Here is a 25,399-nt window from a genome sequence, read left to right on the forward strand (position 1 = left end):
CGAAGCGCCCCACCCGATGACTCCGGGTGGGGCGCTTCGGCTACCGGCGCTGCCGCTGCACCTCGTCGGCGTCCCTGTGACGCCCGGCTTCCCTCAGTTCGGTGATCAGCAGATCCAGCCTGCCGGGGAAGCGGTGGCGCGCCGCGGCCCGGATCACCTCGCCCTTCAGGGGAGCCCTCCCCAGCCAGTCCAGGTCGTCGAGAATCCTGATCAGGTCGCCGGTCATGCGCTTGGCACAGAACCGGATCACCGCCGCCGAGTCGCCCTCGGCGGACACGTGGGCCATGGCTCCCGCGCTCCTCAGGGCGTCGACCAAGAGCGCGACGTCGGACGCGTTCCGGCGCTGCGCGCCTCCGACGAGGAGCGTGCGGGCCTCCTCTTCCATGCCCTCGGAGCGCAGGTGTGACACAAGCGCCGGGAAATCGGCGACCGGCAGCACCGCTCCGCCGTTCAGCAGGAAGACCTGGACGGAGTCGCCCGCGGCGCGCGTCGCCTGGAGCTGGTCGAGGAAGGCCGTGGCCCCCGGGGTGAGCCAGACTTCGGTCGGGCTCGGCGTCGGCGGGTTCTGCGCGTCGGCCAACACCGCGGTGGTTCCGGGCTCGTCCGCCGCCGCGCGTGGCTGCTGTGGCTCGGTCACGTCCGTGGGCAGTGCGACGGCCACGGCCTCGGGAAGCCACTGCCTCTCGGTCAGGATGGCGGTCGCGGTCACGGTCGGGGTCGCTTCGCTGTCGCCCGTCCCGAGCGCCTGGGCGAGTTCCGACACCACCTCGGACAGCGCGGGCCTCAGCCCGGGTTCCTTGACCAGACAGCGGCCGATCACCTCCAGACCCGGCGGCAGCCCGGTGAGATCGGGCTCCTCGTAGACCGCGCGGAAGTTGACCACATGCGCCGATCCGGTCCCGAAAGGACCGGCCCCGGTCGCCGCGTACGCGAGTACGCCGCCCAGCGCGAAGACGTCCGCGGCCGGCCCGACCGGCTCGCCCCTGACCTGCTCCGGCGACATGAAGCCGGGCGTGCCGATCGCCGCACCCGTTTGCGTCACCGCGCTCAGATCGGACCCGACGGATATGCCGAAGTCGATCACCCTCGGACCGTCGGCGGCCAGCAGGACGTTCGAGGGCTTCAGGTCCCTGTGCACCAGCCCGGCCCGGTGGATGGCCTCCAACGCCTCGCCCAGTCCTGTCCCCAGGGCGAGCACGGACCGCTGCGGCCACCCGCCGTGGGCCTGTACGGCCTGCTGGAGCGACATCCCCTCGACGTAGGCCGTGGCCAGCCAGGCCGGCGTCCCCTCCAGGTCGGCGTCGACGACCGCGGCGGTGAAGAATCCCGTCACCCGCCGGGCGGCCTCGACCTCCCGTGCGAAGCGCCGCCGGAACTCCGGGTCCTCGGCGAGCTCCGCCCGTACGACCTTGACCGCCAACGCCCGTCCGCTCACCGACCGCGCCAGGTAGACGCGGCCCATCCCGCCCGAGCCGAGACGCGCGACGATGCGGTACCGGCCTAACTTCCTGGGATCCCCCGGTTCCAGCTCTTCCACGGCACCTCCTCCGCCGAAGCCCCTCCCCGGGGCCCGCCTGATCCTGATTAAAGGTCAGATGCCCACTCCTGCCCAGAGTGCGAACGCCACGAGGATCCGCAAACGACTGAGCGCCCCACCGGCCGGAACCGGATGGGGCGCTCAGCGCCAGGTCAGAGGCATCGCCTCGGCCTGTGAGCGGTAGGCCATGTCGGACTCGAACCGACAACCAACGGATTAAAAGTCCGCTGCTCTGCCAATTGAGCTAATGGCCCTCCAGGTGCTCACCCCAGAGCATAGCCGGACAGCGCCCGTCAGCCGATCGGGTATCGGCTGACCGGCCTGTCGGCGTCCGCGCCTTGGCCGTTCCGCGCTCCCGAACCGGTGCGCCGGAACGCCGGTTGAAGACCTCCAGGAGCATCACGCCCTCCGGGCCCGCCTCGTGCAAGGTCCGTACGCAGCAACGCGACAGGGCCCCCACGACCGTGTCGTGGGGGCCCTGTCAGGGGTTCAGCTCAGCTGGGATCAGCCGTTGCGCTTCCAGCGCGGCTTGTCGTCGCGGCGGCCGCCGAAGGAGCCGGTGGAACCGGAGCCCGACGGGCGGTGGTCGTCGCGGCGGCCGTACGGGCGGTCGCCGGCGCCGCCGGAGCGGAAGCCACCGGACGGACGGTCGTCACGACGGTCGCGGTTGAACGGACGGTCGCCGCCACCGGAGCGGAAGCCGCCGGAGGGACGGTCGTCGCGGTTGAAGCCACCACCGGACGGACGGTCGTCGCGACGGAAGCCGCCACGGTCGCCGCCACGGTCACCGCGGTCGTCACGGTTGAAGCCACCGGACGGACGGTCGTCGCGACGGAAGCCACCACCGGACGGACGGTCGCCACCGGAACGGAAGCCACCCGACGGACGGTCGTCGCGACGGAAGCCGCCACGGTCGCCGCCACGGTCACCGCGGTCGTCACGGTTGAAGCCACCGGACGGACGGTCGTCGCGACGGAAGCCACCACCGGACGGACGGTCGCCACCGGAACGGAAGCCACCCGACGGACGGTCGTCACGGCGGAAGCCGCCACGGTCACCGCCACGGTCACCGCGGTCGTCACGACGGAAGCCGCCACGGTCACCGCCACGGTCACCGCGGTCGTCACGACGGAAGCCGCCACGGTCACCACCGCGGTTGTCACGGCGCTCGAAGTTGCCGCGGTCGTCGCGCTGGGCGCGCTGCTCCTCGCGGCGCTCCTGCGCGGCCAGCTCGGCGGCAGCGGCGGCGGCAGCAGCCGCGACCTCGGCCTCGGCGGCCTCGGCCACCTCGGCGACAGCGGCCTCCGGGTCCTCGCCACGCTCACGCGCGGAGCGGGCGACCAGGCGGTCGGCCTCCTCGCGCAGCTCGCCGGCGCGGCGGGTCAGGCGCTCCAGCTGCTTGGTGAGCTCGGCGACCTCGCGCTCGGCCTGCTTGGCGGCGTTGTTCGCGGAGTCGGCCTGGACCTCGGTCAGCGAACGCGCACCGGTGATCTCGGCGACCTCGGGCTCGAAGGCGCCGGCGCCCTGGACGATGTGGCGCGAGGCGTCGACGCCCGCGTCCTCCATCAGGCGGAAGATCTGGCGGCGCTGGTGCGGCAGGGCCAGGGAGACGACGACACCGGACTTGCCGGCTCGCGCCGTACGGCCCGAGCGGTGCAGGTAGTCCTTGTGGTCGCCGGCCGGGTCCACGTTCAGGACCAGGTCGATGCCGTCGACGTGGATGCCGCGTGCGGCGACGTCGGTGGCGACGAGCGCGTTGACGTAGCCGTCCTTGAAGTCGGCGAGGACGCGGGTACGGGCGCCCTGCGTCATGCCGCCGTGCAGCGCGTCGGCCTTCACACCGGCCTCGACGAGCTGCTCGGCGATGCGGTCGGCGCCCAGCTGGGTGCGGACGAAGATGATGGTGCGGCCCTTGCGGGCGGCGATGGCGGCCGTGACCGGCGCCTTGTCCTTCGGCTTCACGACGAGGACGTGGTGCGTCATGGTCGTGACGTTGCCCTGCGCGCTGTCGACCTCGTGCGTGACGGGGTTGGACAGGTAGCGCTTGACCAGGGTGCCGATCTCGTTCTCCATGGTGGCGGAGAAGAGCATGCGCTGGCCGCCGGCCGGGACCTGGTCGAGCAGCTCGGTGACCTCGGGCAGGAAGCCCAGGTCGGCCATCTGGTCGGCCTCGTCGAGGACCGCGACCTCGACGTTCTCCAGGGAGCAGGCACCGCGGTTGATGATGTCGCGCAGACGGCCCGGGGTGGCGACGAGGACGTCGACACCGCGCTCCAGGGCGTAGATCTGGTTGCTCATGGAGGTACCGCCGCAGACGACCTTCATCTTCAGGCCGAGCACGTCGCCGTAGGGCTGGAGGGCGTCCGCGACCTGCATCGCGAGCTCACGCGTCGGGGTGAGGATGATCGCGCGGGGCTTCTTCTTCTCGGTGTGACCACCGGCCAGGCGGGCCAGGGTCGGCAGACCGAAGGAGAGGGTCTTGCCGGAGCCGGTGCGGCCACGGCCGAGGATGTCCTTGCCGGCCAGGGCGTCCGGGATGGTCGCGGCCTGGATCGGGAAGGGGGCGGTGACGCCGTTCTGCGCGAGCTTGCGCACGATGCCGTCGGGCAGACCGAGGTCGCCGAAGGTGATCGTGGGCTCGGCGTCGTCGTCGCCGAAGTCGTCGGTGGAGTCCTCGACGGAGTCGTTGAACTCGTCGGACTCGATGATCGTCACGTCTGCCTCAAGAGCCTCGATCGCCTCGTCGACCACAAGGGTCTCAACGGCGTCGACGATCTCGTTGGAGTCGTTCTCGGGCATGACGGCACGGTCAGAACTGGAAATGGACATGCGAAATGCGAAACCTTCCGGAGTCTCGGCACGCGCCCAAACTCCGTGAATCGCAAATCGACCGCCTCAATGCGGTCAGCCACGGCTAGGGAGAGTACGCGCCACACGGCGCTCTTCGGATTCGGCGCCGGGCAATGGGATCAAACGATCTATAACCATACGCACCCTCCCCGGGGTCTGGCAAATCGCTCCCATCACAACGGCTCTGACCTGCAAAAACGATCCTACGCCGAGCGACAGGTAGAGCGGGCGGAGCGGCTCCCGGCGGGCTCCCGGCGCTAGGACTGCGTCCCCGGCTGGGTGCTCGGGTCGGGCTGCGGGCTCGTCGGCAGCGGCGTGGGTTCCGTCACAGGAGGCGTCGTGGCCGGCGGGTCCGGGACCGGGCTGGCCGAGGGCTGGCCGCCACCCGAACCGGCCGAGCCTCCGGAACCTGCCGATCCGGCGGAGCCGCCGGAGCCCCCCGAACCGCCCCCGGACGGCTGCTGCGGGCCCTGGCCGCCCGCGCCGCCGGCCGGCCCCGCCGACGGGGAGGGCACTCCCGGCTTGGCGCCCGTCGCCCCCGGGCTCGGCGAGGCCCCGGTCGCGCCGGACGCCTTCCCGTCCTCCTTGGGCCTGCCGTCCTGGCTCCCCACGCCCTCCCTCGTGCCGTGCCCGTTGCCGTGGACCCCGGAGCCCTTCCCGGCCGTGGAGGCGCCCCGAGCGTCGGCGCCCTTGCGGTCCGCCGCGGAGGAGGCCCCGGGCTTCGCGGCGTCGTCGCCGACGCTCATGCAGCCGGCCGTCGCCGCGACCGCGAGCGCGGTGACGGCCAGTCGGAGGGAAGCGGACAACTGGCGCACGGGGTACCTCCGGAGCCTGAGGGTGAGCGGGTCCGCATGAGCGGGTCAATGTGCCCAACTCCCTTTACCCCGTAAGGGACACGCCCTCAGCCGAACAGCTGCTGCGCCACCTGCGACCCGAGGTGTAGGGAGCCCAGCCCGACCAGCGCCGAGGCCGCGACGTTCGCCGCCGCGAGGAACACCCAGCCCCGCTCGGCCAGCCGCAGCGTCTCGTACGAGAACGTCGAGTACGTGCTCAGCGCCCCGCACAGGCCCGTCCCCAGCAGCAGTTGCAGCTGCGAGGAGGCGGACCCGGCCAGCAGCGCGCCGGTCAGCACCCCCAGCACCAGGCAGGCGGCCGCATTGGCCACGAAGGTGCCCCACGGGAACACCGAGTCGTGCCGCGCCTGCACCGCACGGTCCGTCAGGTACCTCAGCGGCGCGCCCACGACCGCGCCCGCGATCACGAGCAGCCAGTTCACCGGCGACACCGCGACCGCAGCGCCCACCGGGTCACCGAGGCCGCCGCCCACACCGCGCCGAGCGCCGCGGCCACCGTCAGCCCGGCGTAGGCCAGCGCGGTGCCCGCCTCCCCCTCGTCCAGGAGCCGCGAGAAGTCCGCCGCGTAGGTCGAGAAGGTGGTGAAGCCGCCGAGGACCCCGACCCCGGCGAAAGGCCGCACGAGCGGATGCGGCGACGCCCGGCCGCCCTCGCTGATCAGCACCATCAGTACGCCGATCAGGGCGCAGCCGATCGTGTTGATCCAGAGGGTCGCCCACGGGAAGCCCGCGGGCCCGGCCGGCCACAGCAGGAGCATCCCGTACCGCGCCGAGGCCCCGAGCGCCCCGCCCACCGCCACCGCCGCGAGCACGCGGCCCTGGGGCTCGGCGGCTTGCGCGGGAACGTGCAGGTCGACGTCCGGGTCGATCGCCTCGCCGCCGGGGACCGGCCGGGTCACCCGTAACCCAGGGCGTGCAGCCGGTCGTCGTCGATCCCGAAGTGGTGGGCGATCTCGTGCACCACGGTGACCTCCGTCTCCGCGACCACGCTCTCCCGGTCCTCGCACATCCGCAAGGTGGGGTTCCGGTAGATCGTGATCCGGTCCGGCAGCACCCCGGCGTACCACTCGCCGCGGTCCGTCAGCGGGGTCCCCTCGTACAGACCGAGCAGCTCGGGGTCGTCGCTGGGCGGCTCGTCCTCGACGAACACCGCCACGTTGTCCATCAGTCGCGTCAGCTCCGGCGGGATCCGGTCCAGGGCCTCTGCGACGAGCTCTTCGAACTCCTCGCGCGTCATCTCCAGCACCGGGCCATTGTCCCTCCGGCAGGGGCACCCCCCGCCTGCCGGGGGAAACCGTTTTGGCGATAGCTCCCCGGATCCCATATGCTTCTCACGTCCCCGACGCGCTGGAAAGTGCCCGGCGGGCCTTTAGCCCTCATCGTCTAGTGGCCCAGGACGCCGCCCTTTCAAGGCGGTAGCACGGGTTCGAATCCCGTTGGGGGTACGCATTACCGTGTGCAAGACTTGTTCTCGCACACTGCAAGGTCCTGTGGAGCAGTTGGTTAGCTCGCCACCCTGTCAAGGTGGAGGTCGCGGGTTCAAGTCCCGTCAGGATCGCTGAAGCCGGAAACGGTTTCGTGGCTGGGTAGCTCAGTTGGTACGAGCGATCGCCTGAAAAGCGATAGGTCGCCGGTTCGACCCCGGCCCCAGCCACCATCAAGAAGGCCCCGTCCGTCGGACGGGGCCTTCTGTGGTTACTCCCCTTCGGTGACCGCCCGGGCCTTGCGGCGCCACTGCACCAGCCCGACGGCCGCCGCCCCCGCCACGACCAGCCCGAGCAGCACCCCGTCCGGGACCGCGGCCGCCAGGGACCGGGCCCGCTGCTCCACCGCGAACGAATCGTCCACGTCCAGCAGTCCCGGCAGCGCGCTCGCTCCGTCGAAGGCCAGGAACATCGCGCCCAGCGCGATGAAGAACAGCCCCGACAGCAGCGAGGTGGTGTGCAGCTCGAAGCGGCCCGCCCGGAAGCCCCGGCCGCGCAGCCAGCGCCGCCTGCCCAGGTCGAAGCGCTCCCACAGCAGGGCCAGCACGAACAGCGGTACGGCCATCCCCAGGGCGTAGACCGCGAGCAGCAGGCCGCCGTAGACCGGGCTGCCGCTGACCGCCGCGACCGTCAGGACGCTGCCCAGGATCGGGCCGGCGCAGAAGCCGGCCAGGCCGTAGACCGCGCCGAGGGCGTACACCGAAAGGGCGGTCGTCGGCCGGATCCTGCCCGACAGCTCCGAGGCGCGCTTCGAGGCGAAGCCCAGGCCGAGGATCTGGGCGAGCCCGAGCGCGATGATGAGCCAGCCGCCGGCGAGGACCAGCGCGTCGCGGTTGCCGTGGAAGAACCGCCCGGCGTACGAGCCGGCCGCCCCCAGCGGTACGAGGGTGCTCGCGAGGCCCGCGTAGAAGATCCCGGTCCGCGCCAGCAGCCGGGACGGCGAGTCGATCGAGTACGCGAAGAAGGCGGGCAGCAGCAGGGCGCTGCACGGGCTGAGCAGCGCGAGGAGGCCGCCGAGCAGGGCGGCCAGGTATCCGATGCCGGTCACTTCCCCGCCGCCGTCCTGGCCTGGGTGATGGCCGCCGTGAAGGCGCCCATCGGCTGGGCGCCCGCGATCGGCTGCCCGTTGACCAGGAAGGACGGGGTGGAGGTGACGCCGATGGCGTAGCCCTCCTCCTGGTCCTTCCTCAGGGCCGCGGCGGCCTGCTCCCCGGCCATGTCCTTCTTGAAGCGCTCCAGGTCGGGGACGCCGGCCACGCGGGCCAGCTCCAGGAGGCGGTCCTCGCCGAAACCCTTCTCCTTGGCGCCGTCGGCGTACGCGGCTTCGTGGAACTGCCGGAACCGGTCCTGCTGCCCGGCCGCCCAGGCGGCCTTGGCGGCGGCCTCGGATTCGGCGCCGAAGATCGGGAAATTGCGCCACTCGATGCGCAGCGTGCCGTCGTGCACGTACCGCTCGATCAGCTCGGGCTCGGTGTCCCGGGCGAACTTGCCGCAGTAGCCGCACTTGAAGTCGGAGTACTCGATCAGTACGACGGGCGCGTCCGCGCTGCCGACGGCGAGCTTGTCGGCGGCCTCGCGGCGGGCCAGCGCCTTCAGCCCGGCGGCCGGGTCCCGGCGGGGCGCGGCGGAGGCCGCGGGGCCGCCGGAGGGCTCATCGGCGGGGGCGGTGGCCTGCCAGGAGACGAGGCCGAGGGTGATCGCGGCGACCGCGACGCCGGCGGAGGCGAGGAGGGACTTGCGGGAGGGCGAAGACATAGGGGTACTCCAGAGATGCGGATGACAAGGGGACCGGCACGACCGGTCCCCCTAGATCCGCATCACGGAGGGCTCCACCGGGCCGGGCGCCGGCCCGCCGGGTCCGCGTACGAGGATCCGTACGGGCGTCGTCCCGTACGCCCGGGCCGCCTCGGGGCACAGCCGCGCCGGCGGGACCTGGGCGTGGTCGGACCCGGTGCGCGGCGGTACGGCGGGGAGGCCGCCGTGGTCCGGGGCCCCCGGGGCGCACGACGGCCCCCGGTCGTCGGCGACCGCGGCCACCTGCCCCCGAGCGGCGTCCAGGGCGGCCGCCGGACCTGGCACGGCCCGGGCGGGGACCAGCCCACGCGCCGCTGCCGCCGACCGCACCGCCGGGGCCGTCACCCCGGCCGGGCCGGCCGTGGCGGAGCCGGCCGCTGACGGGATCACCGCGCAGATCACCACGGCCAGGCCGGCCATCACCGCCAGAGCGGCACAGCCCCATCGGCACCAGACGCGGCGGGGGCGGGACATGGTGGGCGGCCTCTCACTCGCGTACTGCTCGGATACTGACGGAGTCGTCCCGAAATGGTACGGGTCCGCCTCACAAATGCGTTCGCCACCCGGCGGCCCCGGGTGAGATCCTCGACCAGGTATGTCTACTTCCTTCGCCGCCCTGCAGACGCTTCTCGGTGAGATCTCCCTCCGCGACGCGCACCGCCTCGGCCGCCGCCTAGAGGGCGCCCGCCGTATCCGCAAGCCCGAGGCCAAGCAGGCCGTGCTCGACGAGATCGCCGCGGAGGCCGAGAAGGCCGCCGCGCGACTGGCCGGCCGTGCCTCGCGGATGCCCGAGGTCACGTATCCCGAGAACCTGCCCGTCAGCCAGAAGAAGGACGAGATCGCCGAGGCGATACGCGACCACCAGGTCGTGATCGTCGCGGGCGAGACCGGCTCCGGCAAGACCACGCAGATCCCCAAGATCTGCATGGAGCTGGGCCGCGGGGTCCGGGGCATGATCGGGCACACCCAGCCCCGCCGGATCGCCGCCCGCACGGTCGCGGAGCGCATCGCCGAGGAGCTGAAGTCCGAGATCGGCCGGACGGTCGGCTGGAAGGTCCGGTTCACCGACCAGGTGGACCAGGACGCGACCTTCGTGAAGCTGATGACCGACGGCATCCTGCTCGCCGAGATCCAGACGGACCGCGAGCTGCGCGCGTACGACACGATCATCATCGACGAGGCCCACGAGCGGTCGCTGAACATCGACTTCCTGCTCGGCTATCTCGCCACGCTGCTGCCGAAGCGCCCCGACCTCAAGGTGATCATCACCTCGGCGACCATCGACCCGGAGCGGTTCTCCCGGCACTTCGGGGACGCGCCGATCGTCGAGGTCAGCGGGCGGACGTACCCGGTCGAGGTCCGTTACCGGCCCCTGCTCGAAGAGGAGGGGGACGACAGCGACCGCGACCAGATCACCGCGATCTGCGAGGCCGTGGACGAGCTCCACTCCGAGGGGCCGGGCGACATCCTGGTCTTCCTGTCCGGAGAGCGCGAGATCCGCGACACTGCGGACGCCCTCAACAAGCGCAATCTCCGTTTCACGGAGGTGCTCCCGCTCTACGCGCGCCTCTCGCACGCCGAGCAGCACCGCGTCTTCCAGCAGCACACCGGCAGGAGGATCGTCCTCGCGACCAACGTCGCCGAGACCTCCCTCACCGTCCCGGGCATCAAGTACGTGATCGACCCGGGCACCGCCCGGATCTCCCGCTACAGCCACCGCACCAAGGTGCAGCGCCTGCCCATCGAACGGATCTCGCAGGCCAGCGCCAACCAGCGCAAGGGCCGCTGCGGCCGCACCAGCGACGGCATCTGCATCCGGCTCTACTCCGAGGACGACTTCAACGGCCGCCCGGAGTTCACGGACGCCGAGATCCTGCGCACGAACCTGGCCTCCGTCATCCTCCAGATGACCGCGGCCGGCCTCGGCGAGATCGAGAAGTTCCCCTTCATCGACCCGCCGGACCACCGCAACATCCGTGACGGCGTGCAGCTCCTCCAGGAGCTCGGCGCGCTGGATCCGTCCGAGAAGGATCCGTCGAGGCGCCTCACCCAGATGGGCCGCCAGCTCTCCCAGCTCCCCGTGGACCCGCGCCTGGCCCGCATGGTCGTCGAGGCAGACAAGAACAACTGCGTGCGCGAGGTCATGGTCATCGCGGCGGCACTGTCCATCCAGGACCCGCGCGAGCGCCCCTCGGACAAGCAGACGCAGGCCGACCAGAACCACGCCCGGTTCAAGGACGAGACCAGCGACTTCCTCTCGTTCCTGAACATGTGGCGCTACGTGCGCGAGCAGCAGAAGGAGCGCGGCTCGTCCTCGTTCCGCCGGATGTGCAAGCAGGAGTACCTGAACTTCCTGCGGATCCGCGAGTGGCAGGACATCTACTCGCAGCTGCGTACGGTCGCCAAGACCATGGGCATCCACGTCAACGAGGCCGACGCCCCCGAACAGCACGTCCACATCTCCCTGCTGGCCGGTCTGCTCTCGCACATCGGCCTGAAGGACACCGACAAGAACGAGTACCTCGGCGCCCGCGGCGCCAAGTTCGCGGTCTTCCCGGGCTCGGCGCTCTTCAAGAAGCAGCCGAAGTTCCTGATGTCGGCGGAGCTGGTGGAGACCTCGCGGCTGTGGGCCAGGGTCAACGCCAAGGTGGAGGCCGAGTGGGTGGAGCCGCTCGCGCAGCACCTGATCAAGCGCACGTACAGCGAGCCGCACTGGGAGAAGGACCAGGCGGCCGTGATGGCGTACGAGAAGGTCACGCTGTACGGCGTACCGATCGTGGCCCAGCGGAAGATCAACTACGGCCGGATCGACGCCGAGGTCTCGCGCGAACTGTTCATCCGCAACGCGCTGGTCGAGGGCGACTGGCGCACGCACCACAAGTTCTACGCCGACAACCGCAAGCTCCTCACCGAGGTGGAGGAGCTGGAGAACCGGGCCCGGCGCCGCGACATCGTGGTGGACGACGAGACCCTCTTCGACTTCTACGACCAGAAGATCCCCGCGCACGTGGTGTCCGGGGCGCACTTCGACTCCTGGTGGAAGCACAAGAAGCGCGAGGAGCCCGAACTTCTCGACTTCGAGCGCGCGATGCTGCTGACCGAGAAGGCGGCCGGGGTCACCAAGGCCGACTATCCGGACTCCTGGCGGCAGGGGCAGCTGAAGTTCCGGGTGACCTACCAGTTCGAACCGGGCGCGGACGCGGACGGCGTGACCGTGCACATCCCGCTCCAGGTGCTGAACCAGGTCACCGACGAGGGCTTCGACTGGCAGATCCCGGGTCTGCGCGAGGAGGTCGTCACCGAGCTGATCCGCTCGCTGCCGAAGCCGATCCGCCGGCACTACGTGCCCGCGCCGAACTTCGCGACCCGCTTCCTGGACACGGCGGTGCCCCTGCAGGAGCCGCTGCCCGTGACGCTGGCGCGCGAGCTCCAGCGGATGGTCGGGGTCCCGGTCTCCGCCGAGGACTTCGACCTCAGCCGGATCCCGGACCATCTGAAGATCACGTTCCGGATCGTCGACGAGCGTCGCAGGAACCTCGCCGAGGACAAGGACCTGGAGGCCCTGCGGCTGCGCCTGAAGCCCAAGGCCCGCCAGGCCCTGTCCAAGGCCGCCGCGGCCACGGCCGAGCGGGCGGGCGGGGAGTCGGTGGAGCGCACCGGGCTCACCGACTGGACGATCGGCACGCTGACCAAGGTCTTCGAGACCCGTCGGGCGGGTCAGCCCGTGAAGGCCTACCCGGCGCTGGTGGACGAGGGCACGACCGTGTCGGTGCGGCTCTTCGACACCGAGGCCGAGCAGCAGCAGGCGATGTGGCTGGGCACGCGCAAGCTCATCCTGCTGAACATCCCGGTGAATCCCGCGAAGTTCGCCTCGGACCACCTGACGAACCAGCAGAAGCTCGCCCTCTCCAGGAACCCGCACGGCTCCATCCAGGCGCTGTTCGACGACTGCGCCACCGCGGCGACCGACAAGCTGATCGCGGACCACGGCGGCCCCGCGTGGGACGAGGCGGGCTTCCGGAAGCTCTACGAGGCCGTCCGCGCCGACCTGGTGGACACGACCGTGCGAACGGTCGGCCAGGTGCAGCAGGTACTGGCCGCCTGGCAGGCCTGCGAGCGCCGCCTGAAGGCCACCGGCAGCCTCGCACTGGTGGCGAACCTGCAGGACGTCAAGACGCAGCTGGCGGCCCTCATGCCGGCCGGCTTCGTGACGCTCACCGGGCTGCGCCGGCTGCCGGACCTCATGCGCTACCTGGTGGCAGTGGACCGGCGGCTCCAGCAGATGCCCACGGGCGTCCAGCGCGACACCACGCGCATGGAGAAGGTCCACGAGATGCAGGACGAGTACGCCTGGCTGCTGGAGCAGTTGCCGAAGGGTCGGCCGGTGCCGGCCGCGGTCACCGACATCCGCTGGATGATCGAGGAACTGCGGGTCAGCTACTTCGCGCACGCGCTCGGAACGGCGTATCCGATCTCCGACAAGCGGATCGTGAAGGCCGTGGACGCGGCGGCCCCGTGATCCGGTTCGACTGCACCCCCTGAGCTGCGGTACAGTCTGATTCGCAGCCGCCCAGCGGCCGCAAATCAAGGACCTGTGGAGCAGTTGGTTAGCTCGCCACCCTGTCAAGGTGGAGGTCGCGGGTTCAAGTCCCGTCAGGTTCGCAGAAACGTCAGGGCCCGTATCCCCCAAGGGATACGGGCCCTGACGCGTTGGCGGGGAAACCTTCCAGGCCGCCTTGGCCTCCTCGGCGGGCTCGGCGTCCTGCGCGGCCCGCACGGCTTCGGGGGCGCCCCTCGGCACCCTCCCCGCACCCTCTGCACCCTCTGCGCCTCATCCGGCGGCCACGGCGCCCTGTGGCGGCCTGCCGGGCCGCGCGCCGCGTCACCTGTCGCCGCGCCGTCCCACACCCCGGTCACCCCCGCCACTACCCCGTCATCCCCGCCGCCCGGTCGCCCCGTCGACCCGCGGCCGGGATTCCCCCGTTCGCAGGATGCTCCGCGCGAGGCACGTCCCCTTTACGGGGAACACGGCCGGTAATACAAGAGTGATCATCTGTGACGGGAGTCACCGCACGGGTTTTTGGGACATGTACTTTTATCGCACCCATACACGCCCTCGATTTAATATGTGCAATGGCACCTGCCCGTAGGCTCCGCCGCCATCCGCTCGATGCCGCCCTGACTGGGCACAAAAAAGATCGCGCTGGACCCGGCGGAGTCCAGCGCGATCGACGACTGAGGTCCTGTTGGGGCAGGTCCGGCCGTATGAAGCTATGTGGGTTTCATCGGATTGGGGGACCCGATAGACCCGTTAAAGCGGGGTGTTTGCGCGACCTCAGGCCTCGCTGCGCTGCTGCGGAATTCCCGCGAGCAGGGCGCGAACCTCAGCCTCGCGGTAACGGCGGTGTCCACCCAGGGTGCGGATGGACGTGAGCTTGCCAGCCTTGGCCCAGCGGGTGACCGTCTTCGGGTCCACGCGGAACATCGTGGCAACCTCAGCCGGGGTCAGCAGCGGCTCGGCATCAGGGGTGCGAGCGGTCATGAGCGGCCTCCTCGGGAGAACCGAACCATCTCGGTTCTTTCCTCTAAATTCTGCACCTTGGCCCGCGTTGCCCGAAATGGACATACGCGGGCCGAGTCGGTTATAGGACGAACGGCTTGTCCTCGGCACTACAACTACACCATCCGTCCAGCCCTAAGGGCCAAACCGATGGAATTGCCCTCCGAGGTGTTCATCAGCGGCGGAAGCCGATGGACCGTCCCATAACGGACAGTCACCCCACTGTGACGATCAGTCACAGAGCGATCAGGAGTCGTCAGACCCCCCGTAGAGCGCAATGCCGAGCATTCCGCCCTTACTTGGGCGGAAGGAACCCTCCCCGGACTCCTTGTCCTATTTTGGCACGAGGGTAGGGGAAGGGCGCAAGGGTGTAGTTAGTGCGGTCCGTCACGCTTGGGCCAATGGCCCGTATCGGGACGTAGGTCCTGGCACTAAGTCCTGAATGCCATGATCAAGGCGCTGATCAGCCATTTATGACCGTTCGGCCGATACGCGGTGGTCCGTACGGGTGCCGCGAGGCCTGCCGGAGCCAGTTTCGGCCCTCTGGAGCTAATTGGCGAACAGTCTCTCCCGGACCGCCCGCCACCGGTCCGCCAGCTCCCCGTAAGCCTCGGCCGCCCCCTCCGCGTCCCCCGCCCGCAAGGCCGCGATCCCCGCAGCCAGTTCCCCCGCCGACCGGTCCGCCGCGAGCCGGTCCGCCGGCAGTGCGTGCAGCAGCCCGCCGTAATCCAGTTCGACCATCGACCGGGGGTGGAACTCCTCCAGCCAGCTCCCGACCTCCACCAGACCGTCGGCGAGCACCCCGTACCCCTCCGCCTCGCGCAGGGTCCGCAAGGCCCGCGCGAGCCGCCTCCGCGCCTGCACCATCGGCGTCCGGTAGCGCAGCCGCTCGCCCGCCACGTACTCCCGCTCCTCGTCGGCCACCAGCACGAACCAGCGCAGGGGCACCTGCCACACGCCCGTACGGATCCAGGGGCGCGCGTCCGGGTTCCGCTCGCGCCAGCGCTCGTACTCCTCGGCCGCCTGCCTGCGCATCACCGGCGGGAGCGCCGCGTCCAGCACCGGGCGCGGGAACCACTCGACCAGCTCCTGGAGCGCCAGCCAGCCGCGGAGCCGGGTGCGCCACGGACAGACGAGCAGCACCCCGTCGACCTCCGCCGTGAAGGCGTCCGCGCTCTCCTGCGCCGGAACGCCCACCAGGGGCACCCGTACCAAGTCCGTGAGCGATCTGCGCAATTCGTCCTGGGCGGTCGGAGCCGTCCCGCGCCGGGCGTAATCGGCCCAGTGCATGCGCTCCTCCTCGGGAAAGGCCACCAAGGGTTCGTAGACTCGCAGGTAGGAGGCATACGGGACGGTCGGCGCCGAGCGCGCGGAGGGCAGCAGGGGATCCGGGGTTTCGCTCACGCCCTCCTCATCCCCCGCGCCGCCCGGGCGTACTCCGAGGGGCCGTCGTACCCCGGGAGAGTTCCGATCCTCGGACAGGTCGACTACACGCGCCCCGGAGGTCTTACTCTGCTCCCAGCACGCCCTCCCCCACCCGCAGGGCGGGCGTCATTCCGCCGCATCTCTTCCATGGGAGTCACCACCGTGACCGAAATGACCGACGGCGTCCTGCACACCCTGTTCCGTACGGAACAGGGCGGCCACGAGCAAGTCGTGCTGTGCCAGGACCGAGCCACCGGCCTGAAAGCCGTCATCGCGATCCACTCCACCGCTCTGGGCCCCGCCCTCGGCGGTACGCGGTTCCACGCGTACGCCTCCGACGAGGAGGCCGTCCTCGACGCGCTGAACCTCTCGCGCGGCATGTCGTACAAGAACGCCCTCGCCGGTCTCGACCTCGGCGGCGGCAAGGCCGTGATCATCGGCGACCCGGACGTCCTCAAGTCGGAGGAACTGCTGCTGGCCTACGGCCGGTTCGTGGAGTCCCTCGGCGGACGGTACGTGACCGCCTGCGACGTCGGCACCTACGTGGCCGACATGGACGTCGTGGCCCGCGAGACCCGCTGGGCGACCGGCCGCTCCCCCGAGAACGGCGGCGCGGGCGACTCCTCGGTGCTCACCGCCTTCGGTGTCTTCCAGGGCATGCGCGCCAGCGCCCAGCACCTGTGGGGCGACCCGACCCTGCGCGGCCGCAAGGTCGCCGTGGCGGGCGTCGGCAAGGTCGGCCACTACCTGGTCGAGCACCTCCTGGAGGACGGCGCCGAGGTCGTGATCACGGATGTGCGGGAAGAGTCCGTGCGCCGGATCCTCGACAAGCACCCGGGCAAGGTCACCGCGGTCGCCGACACGGACGCGCTGATCCGCGTCGAGGGCCTGGACATCTACGCCCCCTGCGCTCTGGGCGGCGCCCTGAACGACGACTCGGTTCCGGTCCTGACCGCCAAGATCGTCTGTGGTGCGGCGAACAACCAGCTCGCCCACCCCGGCATCGAGAAGGACCTCTCGGACCGCGGGATCCTCTACGCCCCGGACTACGTGGTCAACGCCGGCGGCGTGATCCAGGTCGCCGACGAGCTGGTCGGCTTCGACTTCGACCGCTGCAAGGCCAAGGCCACGAAGATCTTCGACACCACTCTGGAGATCTTTGCTCGCGCGAAGACGGACGGCATCCCGCCGGCCGCCGCGGCCGACCGGATCGCCGAGCAGCGCATGGCGGACGCCCGCGCCGCGCGCGCCGTCTAGGCATCTGGCGGGGCTCCCGGATGCGCCCGCCGGGGTGCGGCGAGACGGAACTCACTGCACTTCGGCGGGTCGCGGGCCAGGAAAGCGTTAAAATCGCGGTGACCAGCGAGGACGGGGCGCCTTGTTGGTTCTGCACCGGGGCGCGTCATGCGGGCGGCGTACCGTATGGCCGCGGAAGCAGGTACCGTTAAACCCCTACGGACGGTCTCTCCACGGAGAGCCCGCTCCGAACCATGAACGCGTGTCAGACTCTGGGGCCGTCGAGCCCCGTCACCGAGGGGGTCGAGCCATGGGGCGCGGCCGGGCCAAGGCCAAGCAGACAAAGGTCGCCCGCCAGCTGAAGTACAACAGCGGCGGGACTGACCTCTCGCGTCTGGCCAATGAGCTGGGCGCATCGCCGACGGATCCGCTGCCTGTCAGCGAGCCGGTCGAAGTCGATGACGATCTGGACGACGACGACCCGTACGCCAAGTACGCGGATCTGTACAACAGCGATGACGACGACGAGGACGAAGAGTCCGGTCCGTCGGCACAGCGTCGCGGCGCTTGACGCTCTGAGGCGTCTGCACAACAGGTCAAAGACTGAAACCCGGTCCAGGGCATCGCCCCGGGCCGGGTTTCAGTGCTGCTCAGCTCGCGTAGGAACCGGTGAGGGTCGCACCCTCGGTACGGTCGCCGCGGTCCAGGATCTCTCCCGCGACCCACGCGCCCACACCCCGGTCGGCGAGCGCGGTCAGGGCCACGTCCACCGAATCCTGCGGGACCACGGCCATCATGCCGACGCCCATGTTCAGGGTCTTCTCCAGCTCCAGCTGCTCCACCTGCCCGGCCTTGCCGACCAGGTCGAAGATCGCGCCCGGCGTCCAGGTGGCACGGTCGACCGTGGCGTGCAGGTGGTCCGGGATGACCCGGGCCAGGTTCGCCGCCAGGCCGCCGCCGGTGATGTGCGAGTACGCGTGCACCTCGGCCGTGCGGGTGAGGGCCATGCAGTCCAGCGAGTAGATCTTGGTGGGCTCCAGGAGCTCCTCGCCCAGGGTGCGCCCGAGCTCCGCGATCTCCTGCTCCAGGGACATCCCGGCCCGGTCGAAGAGGACGTGCCGGACCAGCGAGTACCCGTTCGAGTGAAGGCCGGACGAAGCCATCGCGATGACGGCGTCACCCGTACGGATGCGATCCGCGCCGAGCAGCCGGTCGTACTCGACGACGCCGGTTCCGGCGCCCGCCACGTCGAAGTCGTCCGGGCCCAGCAGGCCCGGGTGCTCGGCGGTCTCGCCGCCCACCAGGGCGCAGCCGGCGAGGACACAGCCCTCGGCGATGCCCTTGACGATCGCCGCGACACGCTCGGGGTGGACCTTGCCGACGCAGATGTAGTCGGTCATGAAGAGCGGCTCGGCGCCGCAGACGACGATGTCGTCCATGACCATCGCGACCAGGTCGTGGCCGATGGTGTCGTACACGCCCAGCTGGCGGGCGATGTCCACCTTGGTGCCGACTCCGTCGGTGGCGGAGGCGAGCAGCGGGCGCTCGTAGCGCTTGAGGGCGGAGGCGTCGAAGAGGCCGGCGAAGCCGCCGAGGCCGCCGAGGACCTCGGGGCGCTGCGTCTTCTTCACCCACTCCTTCATCAGCTCGACGGCGCGGTCTCCCGCTTCGATGTCCACGCCTGCGGCTGCGTAGCTGGCACCGGTGGTCTTCTCTGTCATGACAGGAGAGAGCTTTCGTGTCGTTACTGCGTTTGGTGCTGGGCCCCCGGAGAAGCCTCAAAGAGAGGGCCCAGCGCAGGTTGAGCCAGGGTGAAGCCGCGGACTACGGGCGGCGGAGCGCGTCGGCGGCGTCCGTGCCCCCGGCCAGCTCGGTCTCCAGCAGCTGCTTGCCCAGGAGCTGCGGGTCGGGCAGCTCCATGGGGTACTCGCCGTCGAAGCAGGCACGGCAGAGGTTGGGCTTCTGGATGGTGGTCGCCTCGATCATCGCGTCGAGCGAGATGTACGAGAGCGAGTCCGCGCCGAGCGACGTGGCGATCTCGTCGACCGTCATGCCGTTGGCGATGAGCTCGGCCCGGGTGGCGAAGTCGATGCCGAAGAAGCACGGCCACTTCACCGGCGGTGAGGAGATCCGGATGTGGACCTCCGCCGCGCCGGCCTCGCGGAGCATCTTGACCAGGGCGCGCTGGGTGTTGCCGCGGACGATCGAGTCGTCGACGACCACCAGGCGCTTGCCCCGGATGACTTCCTTGAGGGGATTGAGCTTCAGGCGGATGCCCAGCTGGCGGATCGTCTGCGAGGGCTGGATGAAGGTCCGGCCGACGTAGGCGTTCTTGACCAGGCCGGAGCCGTACGGAATCCCGCTGGCCTCGGCGTATCCGACGGCGGCGGGCGTGCCGGACTCCGGCGTCGCTATCACCAGATCGGCGTCGACCGGGGCTTCCTTGGCCAGGCGCCGGCCCATCTCGACACGCGAGAGGTAGACGTTCCGGCCGGCGATGTCGGTGTCCGGGCGCGCCAGGTAGACGTACTCGAAGACACAGCCCTTGGGCTTCGCTTCCGCGAATCGTGAGGTCCGCAGGCCGTTCTCGTCGATCGCGATGAGCTCGCCCGGCTCGACTTCGCGGACGAAGCTGGCGCCGCAGATGTCGAGGGCGGCGGTCTCACTCGCGACCACCCAGCCGCGCTCCAGGCGGCCGAGGACCAGCGGGCGGATGCCCTGCGGGTCACGGGCGGTGTAGAGGGTCCCCTCGTCCATGAAGACGAGCGAGAAGGCGCCCTTCACCTTCGGGAGGACCTTGGTGGCCGACTCCTCGATGGTCAGGGGCTTGCCGTCCTCGTCGGTCTGGCCGGCCAGGAGGGCGGTGACCAGGTCCGTGTCGTTGGTGGCCGCCACCTGGGTGGCGCGGCCGTCCTGACGGGGGAGGTCGGCGACCATCTCGGCAAGCTCGGCGGTGTTCACCAGGTTGCCGTTGTGACCCAGGGCAATGGAGCCGTGGGCGGTCGCACGGAAGGTCGGCTGAGCGTTCTCCCAGACGGAGGCTCCGGTGGTCGAGTAGCGGGCGTGACCGACCGCGATATGACCCTGGAGCGAGCCGAGAGAGGTTTCGTCGAAGACTTGGGAAACGAGGCCCATGTCCTTGAAGACGAGGATCTGGGAACCGTTGCTCACAGCGATTCCCGCGGACTCTTGTCCACGGTGCTGCAGCGCATACAGTCCGAAGTAGGTGAGCTTGGCGACCTCTTCACCCGGAGCCCAGACACCGAAGACGCCGCAAGCGTCCTGGGGGCCCTTTTCGCCGGGGAGCAGGTCGTGGTTGAGTCGTCCATCACCACGAGGCACGCTTCCGAGTGTAGGCGAGATCGACCACTGGTCCGAATTGGGGACGGCCGGGAAATGTCACAGCACAGAGGGTGACCGGACGCCTCCGTCTCGGTATTCGGATCACCTTGTTGACATACACAAACGCATTCGTACAAGCTCTCGGCCCATGCAGCCTCTCGGTGACCGTACGGTCACCCTCGTCGAGCGCCGCCACGTAGACCTGGTCCGTGTCGCGAGCGCCATCTGTCGCTGTTCCGCGTAGCCGCAACTCTTTCTCCCCTTTCCACATTTCAGCTCCGCCCAGCCCTGCCCTGCCGCGCCGCGCGCCGTCCCGCGCCCCGCCGGGAGCGGGCGGGCGGGCCGTGCCCTGGAGTACCTGTGTCTTCGTACGAGAACAAGCTGTCCCGGCGTGCCTTCGGCGGCGCCGTCGGAGTGAGTGCCGCCGCCGCGGCGGTGGGGCTGGGAGCGGGCCCGGCCGCGGCCGCCGAGGCCGCCGAGGAGCGGCGCGCGGATGCCGGGGAGCGCGCCTTCCGGGCGGCTCGCGGCCGGCGCTCGCGCCGCCCGAACATCCTGTTCGTCCTGGGCGACGACCTCGGCTGGGCCGACCTGTCCTCGTACGGCTCCCCGCACATCAAGACCCCGAACCTGGACCGCCTCGCCCGCCAGGGCGTCCGGTTCACCGACGCCTACTCGGGCTCCGCGACCTGCTCGCCGACCCGGTTCAGCCTGTACACCGGGCGCTACCCGGCCCGTACCAAGGGCGGGCTGGCCGAACCGATCGCCGACAAGTCGGCCGGCCTGGACCCGACCCACCCGACGCTCGCCTCGCTGCTGAAGTCGGCCGGCTACTCCACCGCGCTGATCGGCAAGTGGCACGCGGGCTACCTGCCCGACTACAGCCCGACCAGGTCCGGCTGGGACGAGTTCTTCGGCAACTTCGGCGGGGCCCTGGAGTACTACTCCAAGCTGGGCCTGGGCGGCGAGTACGACCTCTACGAAGGCGACGCCGAGTACAAGGACCTGCGCTACTACACCCGGATCATCACCGAGCGGGCGAGCGAGTACGTCTCGCGCGACCACCACGGCAAGCCGTGGCTGCTGAACCTCAACTTCACCACCCCGCACTGGCCGTGGATCGCCGACGGGGACACCGAGCAGAGCGCCGAGATCGTCCGGCGGATCAAGGCGGGCGACGGGCGCGCCCTGTGGCACCAGGACGGCGGCTCGGTCGAGAAGTACAAGGAGATGGTCGAGGACCTCGACCGCTCGATCGGCAAGGTGCTGGAGGCGCTGCGGCGCTCCGGCCAGGAGCAGGACACCCTCGTGGTCTTCTCCAGCGACAACGGCGGCGAGCGTTTCTCGTACAACTGGCCGCTGTCCGGCAACAAGGCCTCCCTCCAGGAGGGCGGCATCCGGGTGCCGAACATCGTGCGCTGGCCCGCGCGGCTGGACGGCGGCCAGGTCAGCCACGTCCCGGTCTTCAGCCCGGACTGGACGGCGACGCTGCTGGAGGTGGCCGGGACCCGGCCGCACCGGGCGTACCCGCTGGACGGGGTGAGCCTGGCGGGGTACCTGCTGCGCGGCGAGGAGCCGGCCGAGCGCGATCTGTTCTGGCGGGTGCGCGGGGAGCGGGCGCTGCGCCGCGGCGACTGGAAGTACTACCGCGGCAAGGCGGGCCGGGACCAGCTGTTCGACCTGGCCGGGGACATCCGCGAGCAGGCCGACAAGGCCGCGGTTCACCCGGCCCGGCTGGCGGAGCTGCGGGCGGCATGGGAGCGCGTGAACGCGGGGCTGCTTCCGTACCCGGGCTGATCCGGCGCCCGCTCTGCCGTGATCACCGCATGACTCAACCCAGCGAGTACGTACGCCAGTTGTCGATCGGTCCCCCTTCGAGGTGGAGCTACAGGTCAGGCCGCTGGGGGAGCCCGTCCTGCCCGAGCCGCCCCGCAACGGGGAGGCCGGGCCGGAGGGTTGTGAGGGCTGCGTCCCCGCGGACCGCGACTTCCTGTGGACGGAGGAGCACTGGCGGCTGAAGGGCGTCCACGGCTCGCTGCCGGCCATCCTCATGCCGATCCCGCGCGGCCACCACACCCTGCTGGACCTGCCGGCCGAACGGGCCGCCGAGCTGGGCGGGATGGCGCAGCGCATCGAGCGGACGATCCGCACGCTCGGCGGGATCGGCCGCGTGCACGTCAGCGAGATCGGCGACGGGGGCACGCATCTGTACCTGTTCCTGACGGCGCGCCCGGAGGGGATGCTGCAGCTGCGCGGCTCCTGCCTGCCGCTCCCCGACGAGGTGTGGGCCGAGTCCGCACGCCGGATCGCCGAAGCGATGGCGAAGGACGGCGGCACGGCCCACGTCTGAGCCCCGCTATTCGGCGGCGGAGGCCGCCCTGGCGGTCAGGCCCTTGCCGTCGGGGGCGGTGAGGGTCAGGGCCTGCCCCTGGATCTTCCAGCTGAGCGGGCCGCTGCCGAACAGCCCGGTCAGCGCCCGCTCGATCTCGCCCGCCGGCCCCTCGCAGGCCATCCGGGTGGAGGTGACCGGCCCGAAGGTGAGCGTGGATGCCTCGACGGTGGCCTTGGCGCTGAACCGGTTGCAGCCGAGGACGCCGCTCGCGGTGCCGTCGGCGGCGAGGGTGAAGTGGGCCTTGCCCACCGCCTCGGCGGGGACGGAGGAGACGGTCTCTCCGCTGATCAGGGAGTCGACCGTCCAGAGGGTCGCGGTCAGTGGGGCGTCCGCCCGCGGGGGCTTCGGGGTCATGGCGATGGTGCTCCCGTCGGCGGTCTTCAGGGTGAGGCGGTCGGGTCCGCGGTCGATGGTCAGCCGCCCCTTGAAGAGCTCGGCGAACTGTTTCTCGAACTCGATGTCCGCGCAGTTCCTGAGGGTCGAGCCGCCGGGTGTGACGGTCACCGCGGACGTCCCGGCGAAGGCGACCACGGCACTGAAGCCGTTGCACCCGTAGTTGCCCGTGGCCTTGTTCTCCGAGATGTCGACGTGGGCGGCGTCGGGCGCGTGCAGGGTGCGGCCGCCGGTGGTCAGGGACTGCACGGTCCACGAGCCGACGGGGTCGGGGAGCGCGGCGGCGCCGCCGTCCTCGGACTGGCCGCACGCGGCCAGCGCGAGCGCGAGCGCCAGGCCTGCCGGAAGGTTCCGAAAGGTACGCATGCTCCTGGGACGGAGCCGGCGCCCGGCCGGTTCCGCTCAGCTCATGAGCGGGAGCAGCGCCGAAAGGTCGGCCCGCTCGCCGCTGGCGCTGACCTGCGCCGCGTCGAGGGCCTCGGCCCATCCGGTACGGCCCGTGGCGAGCCTCATCCAGGTCAGCGGGTCGGTCTCCACGACGTTGGGCGGGGTGCCGCGGGTGTGCCGGGGGCCTTCGACGCACTGGACCACGGCGAAGGGCGGGATCCGTACCTCGACCGCGCCGCCGGGCGCCTTGAGCGCGAAGGCGTCGGCGAGCAGCCGGGTGCAGGCGGCCAGGGCCTGCCGCTCGATCGGGATGTCCACCCCGGTGGCCCGGCCCAGGTCGTCGGCGTGCACCACCAGCTCCACGGTCCGCGTGACCAGGAAGTCGGCCAGGGTCATGTCCCCGATCCACAGGTCCAGCACCCGGCTGCCGGGGTTCGCGGCCAGCGCCTCGGCCATGCGGGCGCCGGCGTGCTCGTACAGCTCGGGCAGCGGGCCGCCTTCGAGGGTCTCCTTGGCCGCCTCGGCGATCTTCCCGGCGAGGGAGGCTGTGGCGGAGGGCCATTCGACGGCCGTCAGCTCCGGCACGGCCGCCGGCGGCCGTGCCAGGCCGGCGGCCAGCGAATCGGCGATCCACGCGATGTGCGCGGCCAGATCGGCCACGGTCCAGTCGCCGAGCCCGCTGGGACGGCCGAGCTGCTCGGGGGTCAGCTCCCGGACGGCTGCCGCGATGTGGCCGAACTGCGCGGTGACGGCCGCGCGGATCTTCGCGGCGTCGTACGTACGGGTGCGGGTCCTGGATGCCATGCGGCGAGTCTGCCGGATCAGTCGCCGCCGCCGCAGCCACCTCCGCAGCTGCTGCCGCAACTGCTGTCGCTGCCGCAGCTGCCGGACGAACCGCAGCCGGAGCCGCCCGAGCTGCTGTCGCCGCGGGCGGCCCGCTCGGTACGGCGGCGGTCCTCCTCCGCCCGGCGCCGGAGGCGGTGCGAGGATCCGGCCGGCGTCCACGGCCGCAGGCCGTGGCGGCGGGCCGGCAGCAGCGGGGCGGCGGTGACCTGCGAGGTGATCGTCCGGCCGTCGTAGTAGACGGCGTGCTCGAGGATCACCTCGGCTCCCTCGCAGGGCAGGCCGTACAGGATCGCCTCGTAGGGCTCGCGTTTGCCGTCGATGTCGTGGTGCTCGACGCGCAGCCTGTCCTCGGGCCCGCCGAGGAGGGTCCGGCTGCCCCGGTCCCAGGGCCGGGTGCTGTCCTCGTACCGGTCGCGGAACGCGATAAGGGGCGGAGCGGTGGTCGTCCGGGCGTCCGCGACCAGCCAGCTGTTCTTGAGGATCTTGCGGCGGACTCCGACGCGCAGCACCGGCTGCGGTCCGTCGTGCAGCCGCCGGGCGGCGCGCCGTGCCGCGAGGCCGTGCCCGAGCAAGGGGGGCCCGGGGAGGAGCAGGAACAGGGCCGCCACCTGCTGGCCGACGGCGTCGTACGGGGCGTCCGTGCTCGCCCCCAGGTCCGCGACGAGGGCCCAGGCCAGGAACACGGCGCCGGCGAGGGTGAGCAGCCCCCCGGAGACGAGGAGCCACCGGCCCCGGTGGCGGTGGCCCGCGGGGAGGTGCTCCGGAATCGGGCCGCGGACGCCCCCGGTCGCTTCGAGGAAGAGGGCCCGCTGCCGGCGCCTGGACCGCAGCCGCAGCAGGGCCCCGGTGAACGCCCAGGCGCACAGGCCGATGACCAGCCAGCAGCCGGCCCGGTTCTCGCCGGCCGGGGCGTCCGGTCCGTACAGGCGGGCGGCCATGTCCAGGGCGATCACCGGTGCGGACAGGGTGGTGGCGGCCGGCAGGAAGCGGTACCAGGCGGGGAGCGCGAGGAACAGGATCGCGGAGTGGAATCCGACCCAGTCGGTGCCGGGCGACGCGGCGGCCTCACTGTCCTGCGTGCCGACCACGGAGAACCCGTAGAAGACCAGCGGCACGAGGAGCCAGCAGACGACGGTGGGTGCGAAGACCAGGGGGACGCGTGCGTCGCGCCAGCGCCGCGCGGCCTCGGGCTTCCAGGCCCGGACGCCACCGCGGGGCAGGGCGGCTTCGGGCACGAACTTGACGATGTCGCTCACGGCGTCAGTATGCGGACGCGGACGCGCAGGTCAGAAGGCCTGCGAGG

At 71.1% G+C, this 25,399-nt stretch carries 22 protein-coding genes and 5 tRNA genes; 10 read left to right on the forward strand and 17 right to left on the reverse strand.

The window, feature by feature from the left end; genetic code table 11:
- Positions 1-40: 40 nt before the first annotated feature.
- The 7 genes from ACFYOB_RS10995 to ACFYOB_RS11025 all read right to left on the reverse strand — a co-directional run bounded on the left by ACFYOB_RS10995 (position 41) and on the right by ACFYOB_RS11025 (position 6,486).
- The gene (locus ACFYOB_RS10995) at positions 41-1,537 is read right to left on the reverse strand and encodes a serine/threonine-protein kinase (RefSeq protein ID WP_388557738.1); all 1,497 of its coding nucleotides are present in this window, start codon (positions 1,535-1,537) and stop codon (positions 41-43) included.
- Between the two features lie 181 nt (positions 1,538-1,718).
- Positions 1,719-1,791: transfer RNA gene (locus ACFYOB_RS11000), tRNA-Lys, on the reverse strand.
- 250 nt (positions 1,792-2,041) lie between these two features.
- Positions 2,042-4,336, reverse strand: a complete 2,295-nt coding sequence (locus tag ACFYOB_RS11005) for a DEAD/DEAH box helicase (RefSeq protein ID WP_388557742.1) — start codon at positions 4,334-4,336, stop codon at positions 2,042-2,044.
- Between the two features lie 308 nt (positions 4,337-4,644).
- A complete protein-coding gene (locus ACFYOB_RS11010; RefSeq protein WP_388557745.1) occupies positions 4,645-5,202 on the reverse strand; it encodes a hypothetical protein in 558 nt (185 codons plus the stop codon).
- An 86-nt stretch (positions 5,203-5,288) separates the two neighbouring features.
- Positions 5,289-5,663 carry a fluoride efflux transporter FluC gene (locus tag ACFYOB_RS11015; protein WP_388557749.1) on the reverse strand — a complete coding sequence of 125 codons (375 nt, stop codon included), beginning with the start codon at positions 5,661-5,663 and terminating at the stop codon, positions 5,289-5,291.
- Complete coding sequence (locus ACFYOB_RS11020; RefSeq protein ID WP_388557752.1) at positions 5,660-6,139, reverse strand: CrcB family protein; 480 nt, start codon at positions 6,137-6,139, stop codon at positions 5,660-5,662. The genes ACFYOB_RS11015 and ACFYOB_RS11020 overlap by 4 nt, the downstream gene beginning before the upstream one ends.
- A complete protein-coding gene (locus ACFYOB_RS11025) occupies positions 6,136-6,486 on the reverse strand; it encodes a metallopeptidase family protein (RefSeq protein ID WP_328926445.1) in 351 nt (116 codons plus the stop codon). The genes ACFYOB_RS11020 and ACFYOB_RS11025 overlap by 4 nt, the downstream gene beginning before the upstream one ends.
- Positions 6,487-6,612: 126 nt before the next feature.
- Between ACFYOB_RS11025 and ACFYOB_RS11030 the strand changes: the two genes are divergently transcribed.
- The 3 genes from ACFYOB_RS11030 to ACFYOB_RS11040 all read left to right on the forward strand — a co-directional run bounded on the left by ACFYOB_RS11030 (position 6,613) and on the right by ACFYOB_RS11040 (position 6,897).
- Positions 6,613-6,685, forward strand: a tRNA-Glu gene (locus ACFYOB_RS11030).
- A 39-nt stretch (positions 6,686-6,724) separates the two neighbouring features.
- Positions 6,725-6,798: transfer RNA gene (locus ACFYOB_RS11035), tRNA-Asp, on the forward strand.
- Between the two features lie 22 nt (positions 6,799-6,820).
- A tRNA-Phe gene (locus tag ACFYOB_RS11040) sits at positions 6,821-6,897 on the forward strand.
- Positions 6,898-6,935: 38 nt separating this feature from the next.
- Here the strand turns inward: ACFYOB_RS11040 and ACFYOB_RS11045 are convergent.
- The 3 genes from ACFYOB_RS11045 to ACFYOB_RS11055 are packed head-to-tail and all read right to left on the reverse strand — an operon-like array spanning position 6,936 to position 8,992.
- Positions 6,936-7,772, reverse strand: a complete 837-nt coding sequence (locus tag ACFYOB_RS11045; protein ID WP_388557755.1) for a cytochrome c biogenesis CcdA family protein — start codon at positions 7,770-7,772, stop codon at positions 6,936-6,938.
- Positions 7,769-8,479, reverse strand: a complete 711-nt coding sequence (locus tag ACFYOB_RS11050; protein ID WP_388557758.1) for a DsbA family protein — start codon at positions 8,477-8,479, stop codon at positions 7,769-7,771. The genes ACFYOB_RS11045 and ACFYOB_RS11050 overlap by 4 nt, the downstream gene beginning before the upstream one ends.
- Before the next feature lie 51 nt (positions 8,480-8,530).
- Entirely contained in the window at positions 8,531-8,992 is a 462-nt protein-coding gene (locus ACFYOB_RS11055) for a hypothetical protein (protein ID WP_388557761.1), read from the reverse strand.
- 121 nt (positions 8,993-9,113) lie between these two features.
- Between ACFYOB_RS11055 and hrpA the strand changes: the two genes are divergently transcribed.
- Positions 9,114-13,037 (forward strand): ATP-dependent RNA helicase HrpA, encoded by a 3,924-nt coding sequence (gene hrpA, locus ACFYOB_RS11060; RefSeq protein WP_388557764.1) that lies wholly within the window; start codon positions 9,114-9,116, stop codon positions 13,035-13,037.
- A gap of 69 nt (positions 13,038-13,106) precedes the next feature.
- A tRNA-Asp gene (locus ACFYOB_RS11065) sits at positions 13,107-13,180 on the forward strand.
- 673 nt (positions 13,181-13,853) lie between these two features.
- Here ACFYOB_RS11065 and bldC read toward each other — a convergent pair.
- Positions 13,854-14,060, reverse strand: a complete 207-nt coding sequence (bldC, locus tag ACFYOB_RS11070) for a developmental transcriptional regulator BldC (protein ID WP_003949541.1) — start codon at positions 14,058-14,060, stop codon at positions 13,854-13,856.
- Positions 14,061-14,627: 567 nt separating this feature from the next.
- Positions 14,628-15,482 carry a hypothetical protein gene (locus ACFYOB_RS11075; RefSeq protein WP_388557767.1) on the reverse strand — a complete coding sequence of 285 codons (855 nt, stop codon included), beginning with the start codon at positions 15,480-15,482 and terminating at the stop codon, positions 14,628-14,630.
- 183 nt (positions 15,483-15,665) lie between these two features.
- Between ACFYOB_RS11075 and ACFYOB_RS11080 the strand changes: the two genes are divergently transcribed.
- Together ACFYOB_RS11080 and ACFYOB_RS11085 are read left to right on the forward strand one after the other, a co-directional pair.
- Positions 15,666-16,760 (forward strand): Leu/Phe/Val dehydrogenase, encoded by a 1,095-nt coding sequence (locus tag ACFYOB_RS11080; protein ID WP_388557770.1) that lies wholly within the window; start codon positions 15,666-15,668, stop codon positions 16,758-16,760.
- Positions 16,761-17,049: 289 nt separating this feature from the next.
- Positions 17,050-17,310 carry a DUF3073 domain-containing protein gene (locus tag ACFYOB_RS11085; RefSeq protein WP_328926452.1) on the forward strand — a complete coding sequence of 87 codons (261 nt, stop codon included), beginning with the start codon at positions 17,050-17,052 and terminating at the stop codon, positions 17,308-17,310.
- 79 nt (positions 17,311-17,389) lie between these two features.
- Here the strand turns inward: ACFYOB_RS11085 and purM are convergent, their stop codons facing one another.
- Together purM and purF are read right to left on the reverse strand one after the other, a co-directional pair.
- Positions 17,390-18,460, reverse strand: a complete 1,071-nt coding sequence (gene purM, locus ACFYOB_RS11090) for a phosphoribosylformylglycinamidine cyclo-ligase (protein WP_388557773.1) — start codon at positions 18,458-18,460, stop codon at positions 17,390-17,392.
- A gap of 103 nt (positions 18,461-18,563) precedes the next feature.
- Complete coding sequence (gene purF / locus ACFYOB_RS11095) at positions 18,564-20,081, reverse strand: amidophosphoribosyltransferase (RefSeq protein ID WP_356881406.1); 1,518 nt, start codon at positions 20,079-20,081, stop codon at positions 18,564-18,566.
- Positions 20,082-20,229: 148 nt separating this feature from the next.
- Here purF and ACFYOB_RS11100 point away from each other — a divergent pair, with 148 nt between their 5' ends.
- The 3 genes from ACFYOB_RS11100 to ACFYOB_RS11110 all read left to right on the forward strand — a co-directional run bounded on the left by ACFYOB_RS11100 (position 20,230) and on the right by ACFYOB_RS11110 (position 22,428).
- On the forward strand, positions 20,230-20,325 hold the full coding sequence (locus ACFYOB_RS11100; RefSeq protein ID WP_324617183.1) for a putative leader peptide: 96 nt from the start codon (positions 20,230-20,232) through the stop codon (positions 20,323-20,325).
- Between the two features lie 116 nt (positions 20,326-20,441).
- Positions 20,442-21,875, forward strand: coding sequence for a sulfatase-like hydrolase/transferase (locus ACFYOB_RS11105; RefSeq protein WP_388557778.1), 1,434 nt, complete (start codon positions 20,442-20,444; stop codon positions 21,873-21,875).
- Positions 21,876-21,957: 82 nt separating this feature from the next.
- Entirely contained in the window at positions 21,958-22,428 is a 471-nt protein-coding gene (locus ACFYOB_RS11110; RefSeq protein ID WP_388557781.1) for a hypothetical protein, read from the forward strand.
- A gap of 6 nt (positions 22,429-22,434) precedes the next feature.
- On the opposite strand, the gene ACFYOB_RS11115 is transcribed toward ACFYOB_RS11110, so the two are convergent.
- The 3 genes from ACFYOB_RS11115 to ACFYOB_RS11125 are packed head-to-tail and all read right to left on the reverse strand — an operon-like array spanning position 22,435 to position 25,352.
- Complete coding sequence (locus ACFYOB_RS11115; RefSeq protein WP_388557783.1) at positions 22,435-23,229, reverse strand: META domain-containing protein; 795 nt, start codon at positions 23,227-23,229, stop codon at positions 22,435-22,437.
- Between the two features lie 36 nt (positions 23,230-23,265).
- On the reverse strand, positions 23,266-24,054 hold the full coding sequence (locus tag ACFYOB_RS11120) for a sterol carrier family protein (protein WP_388557786.1): 789 nt from the start codon (positions 24,052-24,054) through the stop codon (positions 23,266-23,268).
- 17 nt (positions 24,055-24,071) lie between these two features.
- Positions 24,072-25,352 (reverse strand): hypothetical protein, encoded by a 1,281-nt coding sequence (locus ACFYOB_RS11125; RefSeq protein WP_388557789.1) that lies wholly within the window; start codon positions 25,350-25,352, stop codon positions 24,072-24,074.
- Positions 25,353-25,399 lie beyond the last annotated feature (47 nt).

The sequence above is a fragment of the Streptomyces sp. NPDC006463 genome (assembly GCF_042870715.1).
Taxonomy (GTDB): domain Bacteria; phylum Actinomycetota; class Actinomycetes; order Streptomycetales; family Streptomycetaceae; genus Streptomyces.

Coding starts and splice junctions, on each gene's coding strand:
- ACFYOB_RS11050 (WP_388557758.1), bottom strand. CDS start 8,479: ATGTCTTCGCCCTCCCGCAAGTCCCTCCTCGCCTCCGCCGGCGTCGCG.
- bldC (WP_003949541.1), bottom strand. CDS start 14,060: ATGACCGCTCGCACCCCTGATGCCGAGCCGCTGCTGACCCCGGCTGAG.
- hrpA (WP_388557764.1), top strand. CDS start 9,114: ATGTCTACTTCCTTCGCCGCCCTGCAGACGCTTCTCGGTGAGATCTCC.
- ACFYOB_RS11085 (WP_328926452.1), top strand. CDS start 17,050: ATGGGGCGCGGCCGGGCCAAGGCCAAGCAGACAAAGGTCGCCCGCCAG.
- ACFYOB_RS11055 (WP_388557761.1), bottom strand. CDS start 8,992: ATGTCCCGCCCCCGCCGCGTCTGGTGCCGATGGGGCTGTGCCGCTCTG.
- ACFYOB_RS11120 (WP_388557786.1), bottom strand. CDS start 24,054: ATGGCATCCAGGACCCGCACCCGTACGTACGACGCCGCGAAGATCCGC.
- ACFYOB_RS11100 (WP_324617183.1), top strand. CDS start 20,230: ATGCAGCCTCTCGGTGACCGTACGGTCACCCTCGTCGAGCGCCGCCAC.
- ACFYOB_RS11115 (WP_388557783.1), bottom strand. CDS start 23,229: ATGCGTACCTTTCGGAACCTTCCGGCAGGCCTGGCGCTCGCGCTCGCG.
- purM (WP_388557773.1), bottom strand. CDS start 18,460: ATGACAGAGAAGACCACCGGTGCCAGCTACGCAGCCGCAGGCGTGGAC.
- ACFYOB_RS11005 (WP_388557742.1), bottom strand. CDS start 4,336: ATGCCCGAGAACGACTCCAACGAGATCGTCGACGCCGTTGAGACCCTT.